The organism is Massilia sp. MS-15 (genome assembly GCF_020176695.1).
Taxonomy (GTDB): Bacteria; Pseudomonadota; Gammaproteobacteria; order Burkholderiales; family Burkholderiaceae_D; genus Telluria; species Telluria hydrophila.
Genome location: NZ_JAIWIA010000007.1, coordinates 50,138 through 68,659, shown reverse-complemented (window position 1 = coordinate 68,659; position 18,522 = coordinate 50,138). Strand labels below are relative to the sequence as shown.

At 68.6% G+C, this 18,522-nt stretch carries 11 protein-coding genes; 3 read left to right on the top strand and 8 right to left on the bottom strand.

Annotated elements, in window-relative coordinates; all coding sequences use genetic code 11:
* Positions 1-69: 69 nt before the first annotated feature.
* The 5 genes from LCI23_RS04030 to LCI23_RS04010 form a co-directional block, all read right to left on the bottom strand.
* Positions 70-2,742, bottom strand: a complete 2,673-nt coding sequence (locus tag LCI23_RS04030) for a bifunctional acetate--CoA ligase family protein/GNAT family N-acetyltransferase (protein ID WP_224944459.1) — start codon at positions 2,740-2,742, stop codon at positions 70-72.
* Between the two features lie 139 nt (positions 2,743-2,881).
* Entirely contained in the window at positions 2,882-3,283 is a 402-nt protein-coding gene (locus LCI23_RS04025; protein WP_224944458.1) for a hypothetical protein, read from the bottom strand.
* Between the two features lie 87 nt (positions 3,284-3,370).
* Positions 3,371-6,091, bottom strand: coding sequence for a PAS domain S-box protein (locus tag LCI23_RS04020; protein WP_224944457.1), 2,721 nt, complete (start codon positions 6,089-6,091; stop codon positions 3,371-3,373).
* Positions 6,092-6,266: 175 nt separating this feature from the next.
* Positions 6,267-8,789 carry a heavy metal translocating P-type ATPase gene (locus LCI23_RS04015; protein WP_224944456.1) on the bottom strand — a complete coding sequence of 841 codons (2,523 nt, stop codon included), beginning with the start codon at positions 8,787-8,789 and terminating at the stop codon, positions 6,267-6,269.
* A 134-nt stretch (positions 8,790-8,923) separates the two neighbouring features.
* Positions 8,924-10,792 carry a PAS domain S-box protein gene (locus tag LCI23_RS04010; protein ID WP_224944453.1) on the bottom strand — a complete coding sequence of 623 codons (1,869 nt, stop codon included), beginning with the start codon at positions 10,790-10,792 and terminating at the stop codon, positions 8,924-8,926.
* A gap of 654 nt (positions 10,793-11,446) precedes the next feature.
* On the opposite strand from LCI23_RS04010, the gene LCI23_RS04000 reads away from it, so the two are divergent.
* From LCI23_RS04000 to LCI23_RS03990, 3 genes are all read left to right on the top strand, one after another.
* Positions 11,447-12,280: a PP2C family serine/threonine-protein phosphatase gene (locus tag LCI23_RS04000; RefSeq protein ID WP_224944450.1), complete on the top strand. Its 834-nt coding sequence runs from the start codon at positions 11,447-11,449 to the stop codon at positions 12,278-12,280.
* Between the two features lie 326 nt (positions 12,281-12,606).
* On the top strand, positions 12,607-13,131 hold the full coding sequence (locus tag LCI23_RS03995) for a M23 family metallopeptidase (protein WP_224944447.1): 525 nt from the start codon (positions 12,607-12,609) through the stop codon (positions 13,129-13,131).
* Between the two features lie 9 nt (positions 13,132-13,140).
* The gene (locus LCI23_RS03990) at positions 13,141-13,656 is read left to right on the top strand and encodes a hypothetical protein (RefSeq protein ID WP_224944430.1); all 516 of its coding nucleotides are present in this window, start codon (positions 13,141-13,143) and stop codon (positions 13,654-13,656) included.
* A 53-nt stretch (positions 13,657-13,709) separates the two neighbouring features.
* Here LCI23_RS03990 and LCI23_RS03985 read toward each other — a convergent pair whose 3' ends face one another.
* The 3 genes from LCI23_RS03985 to tssM all read right to left on the bottom strand — a co-directional run bounded on the left by LCI23_RS03985 (position 13,710) and on the right by tssM (position 18,499).
* Positions 13,710-14,126 carry a hypothetical protein gene (locus LCI23_RS03985; RefSeq protein WP_224944426.1) on the bottom strand — a complete coding sequence of 139 codons (417 nt, stop codon included), beginning with the start codon at positions 14,124-14,126 and terminating at the stop codon, positions 13,710-13,712.
* Between the two features lie 162 nt (positions 14,127-14,288).
* Positions 14,289-14,939 carry a type VI secretion system-associated protein TagF gene (gene tagF, locus LCI23_RS03980; RefSeq protein WP_224944423.1) on the bottom strand — a complete coding sequence of 217 codons (651 nt, stop codon included), beginning with the start codon at positions 14,937-14,939 and terminating at the stop codon, positions 14,289-14,291.
* A 14-nt stretch (positions 14,940-14,953) separates the two neighbouring features.
* A complete protein-coding gene (gene tssM / locus LCI23_RS03975) occupies positions 14,954-18,499 on the bottom strand; it encodes a type VI secretion system membrane subunit TssM (protein ID WP_224944418.1) in 3,546 nt (1,181 codons plus the stop codon).
* Positions 18,500-18,522: the final 23 nt, after the last annotated feature.

The window sequence follows — 18,522 nt, the reverse complement described above, 5'->3', positions numbered from 1 at the left end:
CGCCGCGCAGGCATTCCCACCATGGGTTGGACGCACACATGGCACAGCCGGCCACCTACCACGCCGACCCTACAGCACCAGCCGCATCTCGCGCATGCCTTCCAGCCCGGTCGACGTCACCGTGAACCCCAGCTTCTTCACCATCCCGGTAATGCGCCCGTTCTGCGGCAGCGCCTCGCCCACGATCTCGCGCGTGCCGCGCGCGCGGCAGTAGTCGATCAGCTTGCGCATCATGATCGTTCCCAGCCCCATCCCCTTCAGGTCCGAGCGCACCGTCACCGCGAATTCCGCCGTGATGTTGTCGGGATCGGCGACCACCCTTGCCACCGCTAGCGTCTCGGCCACCCCTTCGGCATTCGGCCGGGTCGCAATGAAGGCCATCTCGCGGTCGTAGTCGATCTGGGTGAAGCGCGCCAGCTGCGAAGGCTGCAGCTCGCGGATGCGCACGAACATCCGGTAGCGCACGTCGTCCGGCGTGAGCGCATCGAAAAAGGCCAGGTGCGCCGGGCCGTCCTCGGGGCGGATCGGGCGCAGCAGCAGCGGCGCGCCCTGCCACTCGATGGTCTGCTCCAGCTCGCGCGGGTAGGGCCGGATCGCCAGCCGGTCCAGGGTGCTGCCGGAACGGTCCGCCAGCGCCAGGCGCATGCGCGCGTCCAGCACCACGGCGCCCTTGCTGTCGGCCAGCAGCGGGTTCAGGTCCAGTTCGACCAGCTCGGGGATGTCGGACACCATGCGCGAAACCTGCACCAGGCTGGCCAGCACCGCATCCATGTTCACCGCCGGACGGTTGCGGTAGCCGGCCAGCAGGCGCGCGACGCGGGTGCGGTCGACCAGGTCGCGTGCCAGCACCAGGTTAAGCGGCGGCAGGCCCACCGCATGGTCCTGCGTGACCTCCACCGCCACTCCCCCCTGTCCGAACACGATCACCGGCCCGAACACCGGGTCGAGGGCGGCTCCCGCGATCAGCTCGTGCGCGTGGGTGCGCCGCACCATGGCCTGCACCGAGTAGCCCTCGAAGCGCGCGCCCGGAAACAGCTCGGCCAGGCGGCGCCGCATGCGCGCCGCGGCGGCGCGCACGCCCTCGGGGCTGTCGAGGTCGAGCGTCACGCCGCCGAAGTCGGACTTGTGCATCACGTCCGGCGTCAGGATCTTCACCGCCACCGGAAAGCCGATGTTCTGGGCCGCGGCCACCGCTTCCTCGATGCCGGCGGCCTGGCGCGTCTCGACCACCGCCATGCCGTAGGCGCGCAGGATGGCCTTGGCTTCCGGGTCGGACAGCAGGTAGCGCCCCTTCGCCAGCGCCTCGCGCACCAGCGCGCGCGCCGCGGCGCGGTCGGGGGCCACCGTGCCCGCCATCGAGGGCGGCACTTCCATCAGGAGGTTCTGGTTGCGCCGGTAGTGCACCAGCTGCAGGAAGCCGGCCACCGCGTCTTCCGGCGTGCGGAAGGCCGGCAGGCGCGCGCCGGACGCGATCGCGCGCGCCTCCTGCACCGCGGTCCCGCCCAGCCAGCACGAGAGCAGGGTCTTGGACGCGCTGCGCGCCAGCGGGGCGATGGCGTCGGCCACGTCGCGGCTGGCCACCGTGGCGGTGGGCGACTGGATCGCCAGCACCGCATCGACGCCAGGGTCCTGCAGCAGGATCTCGAGCGCCTCGCGGTACAGCGCGGGCAGCGCGCCGCCGCGCAGGTTGACCACGTTACCGCGCCGCCAGCCGGGCGCCAGCAGCGCATCCAGGCGCGCGCAGCTGCTGTCGGACAGGTCCGCCTCGACCCCGCCGCCACTGGCGAGCGCATCGCGCGCCAGCACGCCGGGGCCGGCGCCGTTGCTGACGATGGCCAGGCGCTCGCCGTGCAGCGGACGGGCGTAGGCCAGGGTCTCGGCGGCCGAGAACAGCTGCTCGGTGCTGTCCACGCGCAGCATGCCGGCGCGCCGGATGGCGGCGTCGAACACGTCGTCCTGCCGGGCCAGGGCCCCGCTTTCGCTGGCGGCCGCGGGTGCAGATGCCGGTCCCGCACTGCGGCCGGCCTTGAGCACCAGCACCGGCTTGCTGCGCGCCGCGGCGCGCGCCGCCGACATGAACTTGCGCGCGTAGCGCAGGTCCTGCAGGTAGAGCAGGATGGCGGAGGTGGCGCCGTCGCTGGCGAGGTAGTCGAGCACGTCGCCCAGGTCGACGTCGGCCGCGTCGCCCAGCGCAATGAAGTGCGAGAAGCCGATGCCGCGCATGCGCGCCCAGTCCAGCACGCCCACCATCAGGGCCCCGGACTGCGACACGAAGGCGATCCGCCCCGGCAGCGCGCCGCTGGAGGCGACGCTGGCGTTCAGGCCCAGGCCGGGCACCAGCAGGCCCGCGCTGTTCGGACCGAGCACCCGCAGCAGATAGGGCTGGGCGGCGTCCAGCATCGCCTGGCGCAGGCCGCGTCCGCTCTCGCGCAGGCCGCTGCTCAGCACCAGCGCCGCGCGGCAGCCACGCTCGCCCAGCTGGCGCACGATGGCGGGAATGGTGGCCGGCGGCGTGCAGATCACGGCCAGCGCCGGCGCCGCGGGCAGCTCGGCCACGCTGGCGTAGCAGCGCCTGCCGCCGAGCTGCGCGTGTTTCGGATTGACGGGCCAGACCTCGCCCGCGAAGCCGCCGGCCATCAGGTTGTGCAGCAGCGTGGCGCCCAGGCTGCCGGGCCGCTCGGATGCGCCGATCAGGGCCACCGAGGCGGGGGCGAACAGGTGTCCGAGGTTGCGTACGCTCATGCCGGAGGCCTCATGCCGCTATCCTTTCATCGGGCGTTGCCGTGGCGCCGCTGCGCCCCGCATGCCTAGGATAGCGCCGCCGCGCGCACTGGCGCGCACCGGACCGTTGTGACGGGCGTGTGCTTCGGGAAGCTGGCGCTCAGGCCGCGCGCAGGTTGGTACGCCGCTCGCGGCGCGCGGCCGGCAGCGCGCGCAGGGCCGGCGACTGGGTACGCAGTTCGCGCAGGATGGCGTCCGCCATGACGCGCGCCTGGCGCTCGAGCGCGGGGGCGTCGATGCCGGCGCGCAGGACGTGGGCATGAAAAGCCCGGGCTTCCTCCAGCTCGCGCAGGGCGAGGCTGGCGATGGTGTCGCCCGAAGGCTGGGGCGGCGCCCCGTAGAAACGGATGCGGAACTGGCGGTCGAGCACGACCGTGCCTCCCAGAAAACGGGCAAGGCCGATGTCGAACAGCACCTGCACGATCACTTCGGCGGCGCGGACGGCGATGTCTTCCTGATTTTTCCTGCGGCGCGGACCGAACAGGCGAAAGAGCATGTGCATTGCGCGCTCCAGAATGAACCCGCACGCATACTAACAGTAGAGCTTGGCGCATGCAATACAGTCTGCATGGCTGTGCACGCTCGCACGCTACAAGCAGGCCAGCAGCTCGATCAGCTGCTGTGGCGCCACCGGCTTGGTCAGGTGCTCGTCGAAGCCTGCCGCCAGCGACGCGGCGCGGTCTTCCTGGCGCCCGCGTCCGGTCACCGCCACCAGATAGGGGCGCGGGCTGCGCTGCGCCAGCACCGCCGCCAGCTCCAGCCCGTCCATCTCGGGCATGCCCAGGTCGAGCACCACGATCTCGGCCGGCCGGGCGTCGAACAGGCGCAGGGCCGCCGCGCCGTCGTGCGCCACCTCCACCGTCGCCCCTTCCGATCGCAGCAGCCAGGCCAGCGATTCGGCCGCGTCGACATTGTCGTCCGCCACCAGGACGTGGCGGCGCACGCGCGTCCCGGCGCCGGCCAGTTGCTCGACCGCTTCCGGTGGCGGCGGCGCCCCGATCGACGGCAGCCGTACCACGAAGCGCGACCCGTGTCCCGGGCCTTCGCTGCGGGCCTCGATGCTCCCGCCGTGCAGCTCGACCAGCCCCTTGGCCAGCGACAGCCCGATTCCCAGGCCGCCCTGGGCCAGGTGGCTGGCGCTCGGCACCTGGACGAAGGGATCGAACACGCGCGCCAGCATCGCCGGCTCGATCCCGATCCCGTTGTCGCTCACTTCGATCCGCGCCTCGCCACGGCTTTCCTTCAGCATGATCGCGATGCGTCCTGCCGGCGGCGTGTACTTGGCCGCGTTGTTGATCAGGTTGGCCAGCACCTGGGTCAGGCGCAGCGCATCAGCCTCGACCCACACCGGCTGTTCGCACAGGTCGAGCGTCACCCCATGGCGGCCGGACTCGATCAGCGGCATGCTGGTCTGCAGCGTGTCGCGCAGCAGCCGTCCAAGTTCCACCGGCGCGCGGTGCAGCTCGATCTTGCCGCGGCTGATGCGCGTCACGTCCATCAGGTCGTCCAGCAGGCGCGCCATCTGTGCCGTCTGGCGCCCGACCATGGCGGCGATCCAGTCGATGCGTTCCTGCGGCAGCCCCTTGCCGCGCAGCAGCGAGGCGGCGTTGGAGATCGGCGCCAGCGGGTTGCGCAGTTCGTGCGCCAGGGTCGCGATGTAGACGTCCTTGCGGCGGTCGGCTTCCTTCAGGCCGTCCATCGCCTGTTCGCGCTCGCTGACGTCGAGCACCAGCGAGAACACCCGGTCGATCTGGCCGTCCTCGCCGTGCAGCACCGAGTTGTACCACTCGCAGCACAGGACACGGCCGTCGCGCGTTCGGTTGCGGTTTTCCGATTTCACGTAGCGGGTGGCCGAATCGAGCAGGCGCGCGATCGAGGCCGCCACCTTGCCAGCATCCTCCTCGTGGATCACGGGCAGCGCATCGATGCGGCGCCCGATGGCTTCCTGCGCGCTCCAGCCGAACAGTTCCTCGGCGCGCCGGTTCCACAGGCTGATCACGAAGTCGCGGTCCCATTCGATCACGGCCAGGGGCGTGTTCTCGATCAGGTAGCGGGTCTGGTCCAGGGCGCGCCCGAGCGCGGCGCTGGCCTCGGTACGTTCGGTGATGTCGTCCAGCACGATCACGGCCGCTGCCAGGTCGGTGGCGGCGTCGCGCAGCGGCGCGCCGCTGACGGCGTAGACCCGGCGCCCATCGCGGGTCTGGCTTTCCAGCTGGGCGCCACGGAACGCTTCGCCGGCGATCGCGCGCCGCACCGGGGAGCCGAGCAGGGACAGCATGGTGGCTGGCCCATCCTGGCCATCCGCTTCCTGGCGCGCGAAGCTGGCCGCCATCTCCTCCGCCTGGTCGTTGGCCATCACGCAGCGGCCCTCGCGGTCGACGATCAGGACGCCGTCAGGCAGCTGGCGCAGCACCGAACCGAGCAGGCTTTGCCACTGGGCCCGGGCGCGCGTTTCGACCATTTCCTCGAAGGTGTCGCGCAGGCGCGCATGCAGCGCGATGTTGTCAATCGCAACCGCGCCCAGGACGAACAGCGAAGCCGCCAGCCCGTACAGCCTGCCCGCGTAGAAACCAAGGTCGTAGCGCCCGCCATTGAGGATGCAGGACAGCAGCAGCTCGAACACCCATGCCGCCAGCGCGATTGTCAGCCACACGTCGAGCGCCGCGCGCGGACGCTTGCCGGCCGTCTTCCACAGTGCGCCCAGCGCCAGCACCAGCACGCCCAGGCCCAGCCAGCGGTAGGCCGGGCGGTAGCGGTGCCCCTCCGTCAGCTCGGGCAGGTAGGGGGCGCCGCGGACGCACAGCAGCACCAGCAGTGCGGCGAACAGCGCCACCAGCAGGGTGCCAAGGCGCAGGAAATGCGCCGGCAGCGGACGCCGGTAGCTGCCCGCGTAGGCGCCCACGAAGACCGGAAACAGGCCATGCCAGATGAAGAACAGCCAGGGCGCGGTCTGGCCGTTGCCGCCCAGGACGCCCTGCGGCGAAAACAGGCCGGGATAGGTCAGCATGTAGGCCAGCGCGATCAGCGCCGTGCACAGGTAGCCCAGGGTCAGGATGCCGAGCGACCAGGAACGGCTGGTCTGCACGTGGCCCAGCAGCAGGATGGCGGTGAGCAGGTTGCTGCCGATTAGCACCGACTGGTACATCGGGACGAATTCCGGCGCCGTCGGCAACTGGATGCGGGCGAACGGCGCCAGCAGCGCAAACAGCGACGCCAGCACCGCGAGCGTGACCAGCACGCTGCGCAGCTGGGCCGCCGATGGCGGGTGTTTCGCGAGGTCTGCCGGTTCCGCCAAAACACCAAATTGCATGAATCGCCCCGGTGAATACTGCGTGAAAGCCCCGCAGGGCACGTATATGTGACCTGCCGCGCCTTGCCCGTGCTAGCGCAACGTCCTTATTTTCTGTATTTACCGCCCTTATTCAATCTACATAAAATATATCGCAAATGCGGAGTTAAAACAGCTTGTTTTTTGACGCCAGGAATCAGGTTCGCGCCTTGGCGCTGACCGGATAGCCGGCTGCATCGATCGCCGCCACGATCCGCTCCAGGTCCGCTTCGCTGTCGATCCGCACGCGCTTGGCAGGCAGGTCCACCGCCACCTGGGCCGCCGGATCGATGCCCTGCACCGCCTTCGTCACGCGGCCCACGCAATGGCCGCAGCTCATGTCTTCCACAGTCAGTTCAAACATCGTTCCTGCTCCTTTCTGGATGGGCGCGGGGGCCCGGGTAATATCCTGTCGTGCTTCCAGTTGTGCTTCCTGATTCGGCGCCTGGCCGGCCGGCGCCGCTTGCGGCCGCCATCCGCGCAACAGCAGCGCGTTCGCCACCACGCTTACCGAACTGAGCGCCATCGCGGCGCCGGCCAGCATCGGGTTGAGCAGGCCGAAGGCCGCCAGCGGGATGCCGACCAGGTTGTATACGAAAGCCCAGCCCAGGTTCTGGCGAATCTTGGCATAGGTACGGCGCGAGATCGCCACCGCGTCCGCCACCAGCGCCGGCTCGCTGCGCATCAGGGTGATGCCGGCGGTCTGCATGGCCACGTCCAGGCCGCTGGCCACGGCGATCCCGACGTCGGCGGCGGCCAGCGCGGGGGCATCGTTGATGCCGTCACCGACCATCGCCACCCGCCGTCCGGACGCCATCAGGCCACGCACGATCTCGGCCTTGTCGCCGGGCAACACAGCCGCATGGTAGCGCGTGATGCGGGCCTGGGCGGCGACGGCGCGCGCCGCGCCCTCGCTGTCGCCGGTCAGCATCATCGCCTCGATGCCCATTGCCGCCAGACGCGCCACTGCCTGCGGCGCCCCCGGCCGGAGCGTGTCGCCGAAGGCCAGCAGGCCAAGCAGTTCGGCGCCGCCCGCATGGCGCAGCGCCAGCCAGGACACGCTGCGCCCGGCATCCTCGTGGGGAGCGGCGCCGGCCTCCAGTGCAGTGGGCGCGATCCCCTGCTCGCGCATCAGGCGCGCATTGCCGAGCAGGACGGTCAGGCCATCGACCTCGGCCTGCACGCCGCGGCCCGGCAGGGCGCGCGCCTGCGCCGCCGGCGGCAGCGCCAGCGCACGCACGCGGGCGGCGTCCAGCACGGCCTGGGCCAGCGGGTGGGCGCTGCCCTGCTGCACGGCGGCGGCCAGGCGCAGCACGCGCTGCGGGTCCTGGCCGTCCGCCGCTTCCAGCGCCAGCAGCCGTGGCCGGCCCTCGGTCAGGGTCCCGGTCTTGTCGAACACCACCAGGTCGATCGCATGCGCTGTTTCCAGCGCTTCCGCATCCTTGACCAGGATGCCGTGGCGCGCACTGGTGCCGGTGCCGACCATGATCGCAGCCGGGGTGGCCAGGCCCAGCGCACAGGGGCAGGCGATCACCAGCACCGCCACCGCGTTCAGCAGGGCCGCCTGCCAGTCGCCGCCGGCCAGGCCCCAGCCCAGCAGCGTGGCGAGCGCCAGCAGCAGCACGGCCGGCACGAACAGCGCGCTGACGCGGTCCACCAGGCGCTGGATCGGCGCCTTGGCCGCCTGCGCGTCCTCGACCATGCGGATGATTTGTGCCAGCATGGTTTCGTGCCCGACGGCGCTGGCGCGCACCAGCAGCAGGCCATCGATGTTCACCGCGCCGCCGGCCACGCGCTCGCCCGCTTCGCGCGCCACCGGCAGGCTTTCGCCGGTGAGCAGGGATTCGTCGAGGTGGCTGCGGCCCTCTTCCACCAGGCCGTCGGCCGGCACCCGTTCGCCAGGGCGCACCACCATCAGGTCGCCGACCCGCAGCGCGGACAGCGGGATGCGCTGCTCGGCGCCGTCGCGCCGCACCAGCGCCTCGGTGCTGCGCAGCGCTTCCAGCGCGCGGATCCCGGCCAGCGCCTGGCGCTTGGCGCGGGCTTCCAGCCATTTGCCGAGCAGGACCAGGGTGATCACCACCGCCGAGGATTCGAAATACAGGTGCTGCGCGCCATGGCCGCCGCCCAGCAGCAGGTAGAGCGAAAGCCCATAGGCGGCGCTGGTGCCGAGCGCGACCAGCAGATCCATGTTGCCGCTGCCGGCGCGCAGGGCTTTCCAGCCGGCCCGGTAGAAGCGCGCGCCCAGCCAGAATTGCACCGGGGTGGCCAGCGCCAGCTGCAGCCAGCCCGGCAGCAGCAGTTCCAGCCCGAAGGGCTGGACCAGCATCGGCGCCACCAGGGGCAGGCTCAGGAGTGCGGCGGCGGCAATGGGGGCCCAGGCCGGCAGGCCTCTCCCGGCTTCCGGGTGGGCCGGGGCATCGAGGGCGCCTGGAGCCGGCTCCATGGCGACGTCATAGCCGGCGTCGCGCACGGCGGTGGCCAGCGCCTGCGGCGCGGCCGTGCCTCGCACGGTCGCCTTCTCGGTGGCCAGGTTGACGGAGGCGCTGCGTACCCCGGGCACCTTCTGCAGGGCCTTTTCGACGCGGGACACGCAGGAGGCGCAGGTCATGCCTTCAATCTGCAGGACGGTGGCGGATTCCAGATCCCCTGGCTTGTCGGTGTCGGTAATCGTGTTCATGGTTGAAGGATATTCCTTACCATGGTGGGAAGGTCAAGCGCGGCGTGGGGTGCGCCAAGGGGAATGGGACGCTTGGGCGGGAAGACCCGCCCACCCATGGCGGGGGGGCGGCATGGGAAGCAGCCGCGCAGGCGCTAGCAGGGATGGCGCGCGGAACAGACGCGGCCACGGCCGGCTTTCTTGGCCTGGTACATGTAGTGGTCGGCCTCCTTGAGCAGCTCCTCGGGCGAGCGGCCCGGCTTGCCAGGGTCGAGCGCGATACCGATGCTGGCGCGCACGCGCACGGCCCGGCCCGGGAGTTGCACCGGCTCGGCGATACTGGAGATCAGCTTTTCGGCCACGGTGTGGGCGTCGTCGTAGGTGTCGGCCATGTCTTCCAGCAGCACCGTGAACTCGTCGCCAGCCAGGCGGTACACGCTGTCGGTGCGGCGCACGCCGGCGCGCAGGCGCCCGGCGATCACGCCCAGCAGGATGTCGCCCGCTTCGTGGCCCTGCGAATCGTTGACTGCCTTGAAGCCGTCCAGGTCGATGAACAGCATGCCCACCGTCTTGCCGTTGCGGCTGGCGCGGGCCTGGGCCAGCGGCACCGTCTCCAGCAGGGCGCGGCGGTTGAGCAGGCCGGTGAGCAGGTCGTGACGGCTTTCGTATTCGCGCTGGGTCTGCTCCTGCTTGCGCGCGCTGATGTCATGCAGGAAGGCGCTGAACATGGTGCGCCCCCCGATCTCGAGCGCGCGGATCCGCACCTCCACCGTGAGCGCGCTGCCGTCGCGCCGCAGGGCCGGCAGCTCCAGGCGCTGGTCGACGGCGTGCGCGACGCGGGTGCCGAGGAAGCGCGCCATGCCCTTGCGGTGGCGCTCGCGGTGGTCTTCCGGGATGATCAGGGCTTCCAGCGGCTGGCCGAGCGCCGCGGCGCGCGGCCAGCCGAAGGTTTCCTCGGCCTGGCGGTTCCAGGCGGTGACAAGGCCGGCCTCGTCGAGGCAGATATAGGCGTCGTTGGCGTTTTCGATCACGCTGCTCAGTTCCGCTTCGCGCGCGCGCAGTTCCTCCTTGACGGCGCGCTGGCGCTCCAGCGCTTCGAGCAGCTCGCCGGTGCGTTCCCGCACCCGCCGTTCGAGCTCGGTGTTCAGGCTTGCCAGCTGCTGCTGGGCCAGCTTCTCGGCATCGATGTCCTTGATCACCGAAACGTAGTACTCGACGGCCCCGGCCTCGTTGCGCTTGGGCGAGACGTTCAGGTGGATCCAGACCGGCGTCCCATCCTTGCGGATGTAGCGTTTCTGCATCTGGTACTGCTCGAGCTCGCCGCGCTCCAGGGCGCGCATGTGCGCCACGTCGCCCGCCACATCGTCGGGATGGGTGATCTGCTGGAAGGTCAGGCGCCACAGCTCTTCCTCGCTGTAGCCGACGATGTTGCACAAGGCCTTGTTCACGCTGATCCAGCCGCCGTCCGGTGCCACCAGGGCGATGCCGACGCTGGCGATGTCGAAGATGGTACGGAAGCGCGCTTCGCTCGCGACCAGCACCTGGCTCGAATGGGCCAGCTGGTCGCGCGCCAGCGCCAGGCGCTCGCGGTACTGCACTTCCTTGGTCAGGATCGCCGCCAGGTCGGCCAGCACCTGGGCTTCTTCGGCGCCGAGCGTGCGCGGCTGGGTATCGAGCGCACACAGGGTACCGATCGCCAGGCCGGCCGTGGTGCGGATCGGTACCCCGGCATAGAAGCGGATTCCGGGCGCGCCGGTGACCAGCGGATTGTCGCTGAAGCGCGCGTCTTCCTGGGCGTCGTTGACGACCAGCGGCGCGCTCATGCCGATCGCGTGGGCGCAGAAGGCGTGCTCGCGCGGCGTCTCGGGCACGTCCAGTCCGACCCGCGACTTGAACCACTGGCGGTCGGCATCGACCAGCGAGAACAGCGCCATCGGCACGCCCAGCACGCGACCAGCGAGGCGGGTGACGCGGTCGAACACGGGCTCGGGCGGGGTATCGAGCAGGTGGAGGGCGTCGAGCATCGACAGCCGGTCAAGTTCATCGGGAGGCAAGGGAGCGGCAGGCATAGACATCCGTACAAGTCAGGGGCGGACGGCATGGTTTGCTGTCCAGCTTGAACTGTAACAGATATCCAATTGCCAACACAAAATTTCAGTATCTTGCATACAACAATGTGTCTGGAAGGCGCATCAAAGTGACAGTGTTGGCGAGTCCGCTGCGGTATCAGCCGCCCCCTGCCCCAACGCTTCGCCAATCGCACAGAAATGCCAGCTTGCCACATGGTGGATGCTGCGCCATCCTGGGTCGGCCGTCTCGACATGCCAGCGGCCGTCGCGGAAACCGCGGAGGTCGGCCCAGGCGGCAAACGGCAGGCCGAGACCAGCGCGGTCGGCTCATGGTTCAGGAGGCGGTAGGCCTTGTCGAGGGGAACCGGGAGAATGCCGTCGCACATGCGTGCTCCACTGCGGGGGAAGGTCGCAGGCTGCCATGAAGCGGCGTGTCGGGGGCGCCCGCATGCCTTGCCTGTCGAGGCCGGACCGACGTTGCAGGAAGGTGAACAGCTGCTTAACTTCTTATTGCGGACACCATACAGTCATGCTAATTTTGAAGCCGACCCTCCTGTCCGCCAGGCCGCCGCGCTCGCGCCGGACAGACACCATGATCGGGACGCCACGATGACCCGCACCATCCCGCTTTCCCCGCCGCGCGTGCACCGCTTGCCCGGGATGCTGGTCTTCGGCGCCACCGATGTCGGCACGGTGCGCAGCAACAATGAAGACAATCTCCTGATCGACGAAGCCATGGGGCTGGCGATGCTGGCCGATGGCATGGGCGGCCATGCGGCCGGCGAAGTGGCCAGCGCCGGCGTGCTGACCGAAATGCGCGCCTATCTCGCCCAGCACACTCCTGCCCTGCCCGCCTTCTTCGCCGATGGCGGCCCCGAGGCCGATCCCGACGCCACCTGGTCCGATCCCGCCGCCGGCGCGCTGCGCCTGCTGCGCGCCGCCGTCACCCATGCGAACGCCCGCCTGTATGCGCACAACTGCGCGCGCGGCCGCACCGAGGGCGATGGCATGGGCGCGACCCTGACCGGATTCTGGCGCGCCTCGGCGGTGGCGCCGCTGGTGGTCTTCCATGTGGGCGACAGCCGCCTGTACCGCCTGCGCGGCTGCGTGCTGGAGCAGCTCACGCGCGACCAGACCCTGTACCAGCAGGCGCTGGAAGCGGGCATGCGCGACCGGCTGCCGGCGCGCAACGTGCTGCTGCAGGCCATGGGGCCGGCGCCGACCGTGACGCCGGAGCTGCGTTCGCACCAGGTCGTCGAAGGGGATGTGCTGATGTTGTGCAGTGATGGATTGCATGGGGCGGTGGCGCATGCGGAGATCGAAGCGGCCTTGGCACATGCAAATTCCTCCACGCTCGGCGCGGTATGTGAACGCCTGATCGCGATGGCGAAAGAATCCAGTTCGCGCGACAACATCACGACCGTGGTCGCCCTATGCGTCTGAACAGATGATGCATACAGGGACGCAAACCAGCTGGATCGCCCTTTCCATTACTAATAAAAAAACAAGCTCGAAAAAATATGCGCTGATCGGAACCTGCAGCGAGTCGCTGATTGCGAAATAGGGCGCCACGTCCATGCGACATAGGATTCAGTTTCAGCGATTATGACAAATAGAAGCGCGCTATCAGCCTCAAGCATGCAGCCAAAGATTATTCATGCAGTCTGAAAAAACCGCATGCTAGTATTTACTTGACGTCCTGATCAATCAAACACTGAAAGTCGGCACGGAATGAATCCGCCGGCATTGTTCCAGCCCGGGAGTTAATCATGCAAGGTGTTCAGTGGCCGCTCGACTATAATATTATCCGCCGCAGGAAACTCTCCAACACGTATGGGCGCTTCAAGGAACGGTTTGCAGGTTGCCACTGGGGTTGGGATTTCTATGCCGGAGTCGGTACGCCTTGCTATGCAATCGCAGATGCGATTTCGATTCAAACCTATCAAAGTTCAAGCTTTGGGTTGGTACTCGTGCTGGAGTTCGACCACGAAGGCCGGCGCCTGTTCGCGGCTTACTGCCACCTGGATAAGGCGATCGTGCAGGGCGCCGGGCCACGGAACCAAATCAAGGCCGGCGATTTCGTGGCCTACACGGGTTGTTCAGGCAATGCGAGCAACCTGAAGGGCGAAGAGGAACACCTGCATTTCGAACTCAGGACGTCTGTTCGCCCCCTCCCCGGCGAGAAAGGACGCCTTTCGCCTATCGAAATATTCAAGAAATGCCCGTTGAATAGTCCGATCATTACACCGCACCGCACGTCGGAAATCTCGAACCGCCAGGGAATGGTCGCGTGAACTGCTGACATGCTGAGGCTCCATCCCTGTCGATGTGTGGTTTATGCGGTCCTCGGACTGCAGTTCCAGCACTGCACTGCGAAAAATCCGGGGGATGTATCAGGGCTGGACGCATTCACGCGGCATGCGCAAGCAATACCCGATCATTGCAAGGAATACACCGATTACCCGGCATCGGAAGAATTTTCCGTGGTGTCGGCAAAATGCGGGAAGCAATATATCTTGTGGCTAACCAAGGCCAATAAGAACAAAGGCAGCGATCAAATAACAAGCAGCATTGCCGACCGGCGCATTATTGGCGTACTGAAGCATGGTGACATTTTTGTCAGTGGCCCTTTTTGCTATGACAAGGGCGATAAAGAGATATACCTGTCAGCAGTAATGCGATGGCATGGACAAAAAAAAATAAGGCCCGGGAACGAGGTTATCATCGAGGCTTGGAAACCTGATTTCGGGCAAGGTCGTTTCGTCAGAATTCCAAGAGCCGACATGAAGGCCATCAGGTGCACGATCAGCGACGACTGAGCGTCTCAATCCAGCCGTTTCCCATCGTGCATCGCAGCACCTTGCTGCCCCGACTATCGCTGCGGCGAGACTACCATCGACAGGCTAAAAGGATCGCTATTATTGTCGATTTTAATCGATGCTTTTTCCTGAAGCTGGGTCATCAGGGTCGGCGCGCTGACAATATTCGGACCTTTATACACCTTGCCTTCGATCCGTACATCGTCAGGCGTTTTGCCTTTATATACTGCCATTTCCAGGCGCCAGTCGCCCGACGTAACGGAGAACGTGTCTTCTGCCCTGATCTGCACACGATGCGCTGATCGTTCACCGCCTGCCTCGAACGTCATTGCCAGCGTGTACAGTGGTGCGGCATCGACTGGCGCTGCACGTGCGCCTGACGCAGCAGTGAACGATCCCGCGGCCAGCACGGCAGCCACACAACAAGCGACGAGTCGGCGCATCCCGGACGGGGGCACATGCAAGCTCATGGAAATCTCCCTGGTAGACGATGAATAGGCAAGCTGGTAGTCGTAGTATAAGGGCAGCGCCATCCCATCAATTCCCGCACCATCGCATTTATTTCATGTTTGGTCGAGCGCGGATAGCGACATGCTGGAATGGACATGGAGTTTGTCACCCACTCAGCCTTCTTAGTGAGCGTTAAGCATGGTTGAAAACCGCTCCACGCCTGGCAAGCCGTCATTGATGAACAAGCGTGGCGCCATGCTGGAACTCCCTAGGGTCCACCAGGCGCTCTTCCTACTGAGGGAGACGTTCTTTAACTCGCGTAACGCCTCCCAAGGCTGCGCGGGCGGACACGAAATCGGACGGCCCTGGCCTGCAGCGCAGCCTGACGAACTACCTCCAGGCGGGGCCTCCTCCATTGTCTTCAAGGCGGCATCGAAGCGGTTTATTGAAAAGCCATCGGCGAGTGTCGACAAGGCCAGGTTTTCCAGTTGCGCGAACCAGGGATCGTAGCGTCCGAAGCAGTCGCGCAGCACAGGCATGCCGTCCAATGGTGCGGCCAGTAGCAAAGGAAAGCAGCGACCCACGCGATCATGGCTTGGCATCATCACACCTGCCCATGGCTGGTCGCCGCAAATGCCGGGTGCGGCAAGGAAGCGCCACAATGGACTGTGTAGCCAGGTTTGCAGCCAGGCACTGCCTAGGTCTCGCTTGCTCTGCACGAGCGCCCTCTGCAGCCAGTCATCGAAACATGCGCGGACGTCGGGCGCAAGACGGCGCCAGATGAAGTCCCCATGGCTGGGCAACTTGCCAAAGAATCCCGGTGCCTGCTCCATCTGGCGGCCGGCCTCTACCACCCCGCCGGACACCGAAACCCCTCCAGGGTCTCGCGCCGGAACGGATTGATCACGCTGCCCGCCGTCAGCACGTAGTTCATCCTGCGCCCATCCAGGTCGAAGCCCAGCTGGAAGCGTTCGGGTTGCGCGCCGGCCTGCAGCGTGCCGCGATCGATCATGCGGAACCAGGCCCACGGTCCTTCGGTGCGCAGTTCGGTGCGTAGCGGCGGCGTGGTCTCGAACTGCACCAGCCCTCCCCCCTTCCCGGACGGCAGCACGATCGGCACCGGGCGCGCCGGCGTGCCCGGTGCGTACGGTACCTGCTGCCCGTCGATGTCGAGCAGCACCCGGGCCAGGGACGGGTCGGCCGCCTGCGGCGCCAGCTCGAAGCGCAGCGACGGCTGTCGTCCGCCCCCGGCGAAGAACATCTCGCGGATGCGCGCCGCGCGCTGGAACTGGTTCAGGACCTCTTGCCCGATGCCGGCCGGCGCCATGCCGCTGTCGCGCCAGCGCCACTGGCGGCCGGACTGGTCCACCTGGGCCGCCAGGTGCCGGGTGAAGAATTCGTCCATGATGCCGCCCGGGCCGAAGAACTTGCCGAAATCGTCCAGCGTGGCGTCGCGCCCTGCTCCGCGCGCCAGCGGATAACGTCCGGCGATCGCGGCGCCGCAGAAGCGTGCGCCCTCGGCCGCCCACAGGGCGCGGATGCGGGCGCGCTCGCTGCCCAGCGTGAGGCTGGCGCCGGCGCTGTCCACGGTCTGCAGCATGGTGCCCAGCGGCGCCGGCATGCCTTCGGCGGCGCGCTTGATGCGCTGCAGCGTTTCGCCGCCGGGGGCCGGTGTGCCGGCGCGCCGCGCCTGGTCGGCGGCGTCGAAGAATTGCGAGGCGTCCTTCAGCAGGGCCAGCTGGGCGTCCAGGCTGCCGGGCGTCTTCTCGCTGCCCACCAGGCGGTGCAGCGGGGCGAAATGCTGGTCCACCGGATGGCCCGCTTCTTCCACGGCGGCCGGCGCCTCTTCCTCCGCGCCCAGCGCCGCCTCGAGCTTGCGGCGCGCCGCCGACAGCTTGCTGCGCACCGCCGCGTCCAGGGCCACCGCCGATCCGGGCCCGGCCCCTGCCAGCGTGGTCTCGCGCGCCGCCACGGTCAGGAAGGCCTTCAGCGGCGAATCGGCGCCGGCCAGCGCGTTGGTGATGCGCGCGCCCTGGTCGAGACTGGAGAACGGCGCGATGCGCACGTCGCCCAGCAGCGCGTCCCAGGCCCGGATGTAGTCCGCATAGTAGAGGCGCAGCACCGCGGCCTGCATGTCCTGCGCGCTCAGCGCCGCCACCGCGCCTTCGGCCTCGCGCCGGTCGAGCACCCAGCTGTCCTTGGCGATATCGGCCAGGGCGGTCGGCGCCTGGCGCAGCAGCTCGCGGTAGCCAGCCACGCTGAACAGGCCGGGCACGCCGCGCGTCAGCGGTTCGCCGCTGGTGCGAGCCAGCAGCGAGGAGGCGTCGCGTCCGGCCGCGCGGTTGACGCTGATCTCGGGCAGCCGCGCCTGCGCCACCTTGCGCCGCAGGCGGTTGTAGACGCGCTCCGGCAGCGGCATCAGCGCCAGCTTGGCGCGCACCTCGCTCACCAGGCCGGCGTCCAGCGGCGGCGGGTCGGCCGCCGCGCCGCCCGGATCGAGCAGCGCGCCCACATGCGCCGCCAGCGCATCGCGCTGGGCGGCGCTGGCTTGCGGCAGGCTGCGACGCCAGTCGAGGTCGAGCCAGGCCTGGACCGACTCCGGCTCCAGGTGGCGCGGCTGGCCCAGCATCAGGTAGACGCGCAGGGTTTCGTACAGGCGGTCCTGGTTGTTGGCCTCGCCCTGGCGCAGCACGTCCTCGAGCCGCCCCATCACCTGGGGCAGCAGGGCCGAGCGCAGCAGGCGCTGGTAGGCCAGCTGCGCCCCCGCACCCAGTTTATCCGACTGGTTCAGGCCGACCCGGTTCAGGAGCGGCACGCCAGTCTCGCGCTCCTCGAAACCGCCCGGCAGCGTGCGCGCCGCGTTCAGCATCGGCAAGGCCTCCAGCAGCGAGGCATCGGCCGGCAGCGCACCGACCATGCGCGCCAGCGCGTCGCTGCGCGCGTCGGCCTCGCGCACCACGCGTTCGTTGCGCAGGTAGCTGGTGGCCAGCGCCGCCGCGAAGCCCGCCACCAGCAGCGCCGCGGCGCCGGTTGCCGCCCAGCGCAGGTAGCGCCGGCGCTGCTCGTGGCGCGGGTCCAGCCCGGCCAGGCCGGCTTCCTTGAAGATCAGCTCGCGCAGCAGGCCGGTGATGAAGTAGCTGCGCCCGCTGGCGGCGTTCGGCGCCAGCACCTTGCGATCGAGCCCGAAGCTGGCGGCCAGCCCCGCCATCACGCGGTCGATCGGATTGCCTTCCTGCGTGCCGCTGGTGAAGTAGACGCCGCGCAGCTGCGCGCCCTGCTCATAGCGGGTCGGCGCGAACACCGCGTCCAGGAAGCCTTTCAGTACCTCGCCCAGGCCGGCGAACTGCTGCGGAAAGCGGTACAGCAGGGCGCGCCGCTGCAGGTCGCGCTCTTCCCCCATGCGGCCCAGCACGCGCGCCTGCAGGCGCTGCTCGAGCTCGTGAAAGCGCGCCGGGAACTCGGCCAGCGCCGCTTCGGCCGGCCCGATGGGAAAGGTCATGCCCCATACCTGGGCGCGCTCCTCGCGGCCGAAGCTGTCGAAGAACTCGACGAAGCCGGCCAGCAGGTCGCACTTGGTGACCGTCACATAGATCGGAAAGCTGCTGCCCAGCCGCTCGTGCAGTTCCTTGATGCGTGCCCGGATCGCGCCGGCCTGCGCCTGGCGCGCGGCCGGTCCCTGCTGCAGCAGGTCGGACACGCTGAGCGCCACGATGATGCCGTTGATCGGGCGCCGCGGGCGGTACTTCTTGAGCAGGCCGAGGAAGCCGTGCCAGCCGGCCTGGTCGACCTCCTGGTCACTGTCCTGGGTCGTGTAGCGCCCGGCCGTGTCGAGCAGCACGGCGTCGTCGGTGAACCACCAGTCGCACAGGCGGGTGCCGCCCACGCCGCCGATCGCGCCGGCGCCCATGGTGTCGGCCAGCGGGAAGCGCAGGCCGGAGTGCGTCAGGGCCGTGGTCTTGCCGCTGCCGGGCGCGCCCACGAACATGTACCAGGGCAGCTGGTACAGGTATTGGCTGCCCCAGGCGCGCCGCCCGGGCGCCGCGCGCCGCAGCACCGCCAGCGCCTGCTGCATGCGCTGCTGCAGCGCGGCCTGCTCCTGCAGCGCGGCCGGCGCCGGCATCCCGGGCCCGGGTTCCGGCGCATTCGCCGCGGCCAGGCTGGCCATCAGGCGCCGGTTGGCGAGATACGCCTTGAGCAGCTTCGCGCCATACCAGCCGGCCCAGGCGGCGAACATCAAGAAGATCACCGTCCAGCGCGCGGCGCGTCCGGCGAAGGGTTCCTTGCCATCGAAGGCCAGCAGCGGCGCCTCGAACCAGAACACCAGCGACAGCAGCAGCACGCCGACGAAGGCCAGCACGGGGCGCTTGAACAACCAGGCAAACAGACGTTTCATGATTCCCCGCCCTTACGGACTGC

Coding starts and splice junctions, on each gene's coding strand:
- LCI23_RS04030 (WP_224944459.1), bottom strand. CDS start 2,742: ATGAGCGTACGCAACCTCGGACACCTGTTCGCCCCCGCCTCGGTGGCC.
- LCI23_RS04025 (WP_224944458.1), bottom strand. CDS start 3,283: ATGCACATGCTCTTTCGCCTGTTCGGTCCGCGCCGCAGGAAAAATCAG.
- LCI23_RS04020 (WP_224944457.1), bottom strand. CDS start 6,091: ATGCAATTTGGTGTTTTGGCGGAACCGGCAGACCTCGCGAAACACCCG.
- LCI23_RS04015 (WP_224944456.1), bottom strand. CDS start 8,789: ATGAACACGATTACCGACACCGACAAGCCAGGGGATCTGGAATCCGCC.
- LCI23_RS04010 (WP_224944453.1), bottom strand. CDS start 10,792: ATGCTCGACGCCCTCCACCTGCTCGATACCCCGCCCGAGCCCGTGTTC.
- LCI23_RS04000 (WP_224944450.1), top strand. CDS start 11,447: ATGACCCGCACCATCCCGCTTTCCCCGCCGCGCGTGCACCGCTTGCCC.
- LCI23_RS03995 (WP_224944447.1), top strand. CDS start 12,607: ATGCAAGGTGTTCAGTGGCCGCTCGACTATAATATTATCCGCCGCAGG.
- LCI23_RS03990 (WP_224944430.1), top strand. CDS start 13,141: ATGCTGAGGCTCCATCCCTGTCGATGTGTGGTTTATGCGGTCCTCGGA.
- LCI23_RS03985 (WP_224944426.1), bottom strand. CDS start 14,126: ATGAGCTTGCATGTGCCCCCGTCCGGGATGCGCCGACTCGTCGCTTGT.
- tagF (WP_224944423.1), bottom strand. CDS start 14,939: ATGGAGCAGGCACCGGGATTCTTTGGCAAGTTGCCCAGCCATGGGGAC.
- tssM (WP_224944418.1), bottom strand. CDS start 18,499: ATGAAACGTCTGTTTGCCTGGTTGTTCAAGCGCCCCGTGCTGGCCTTC.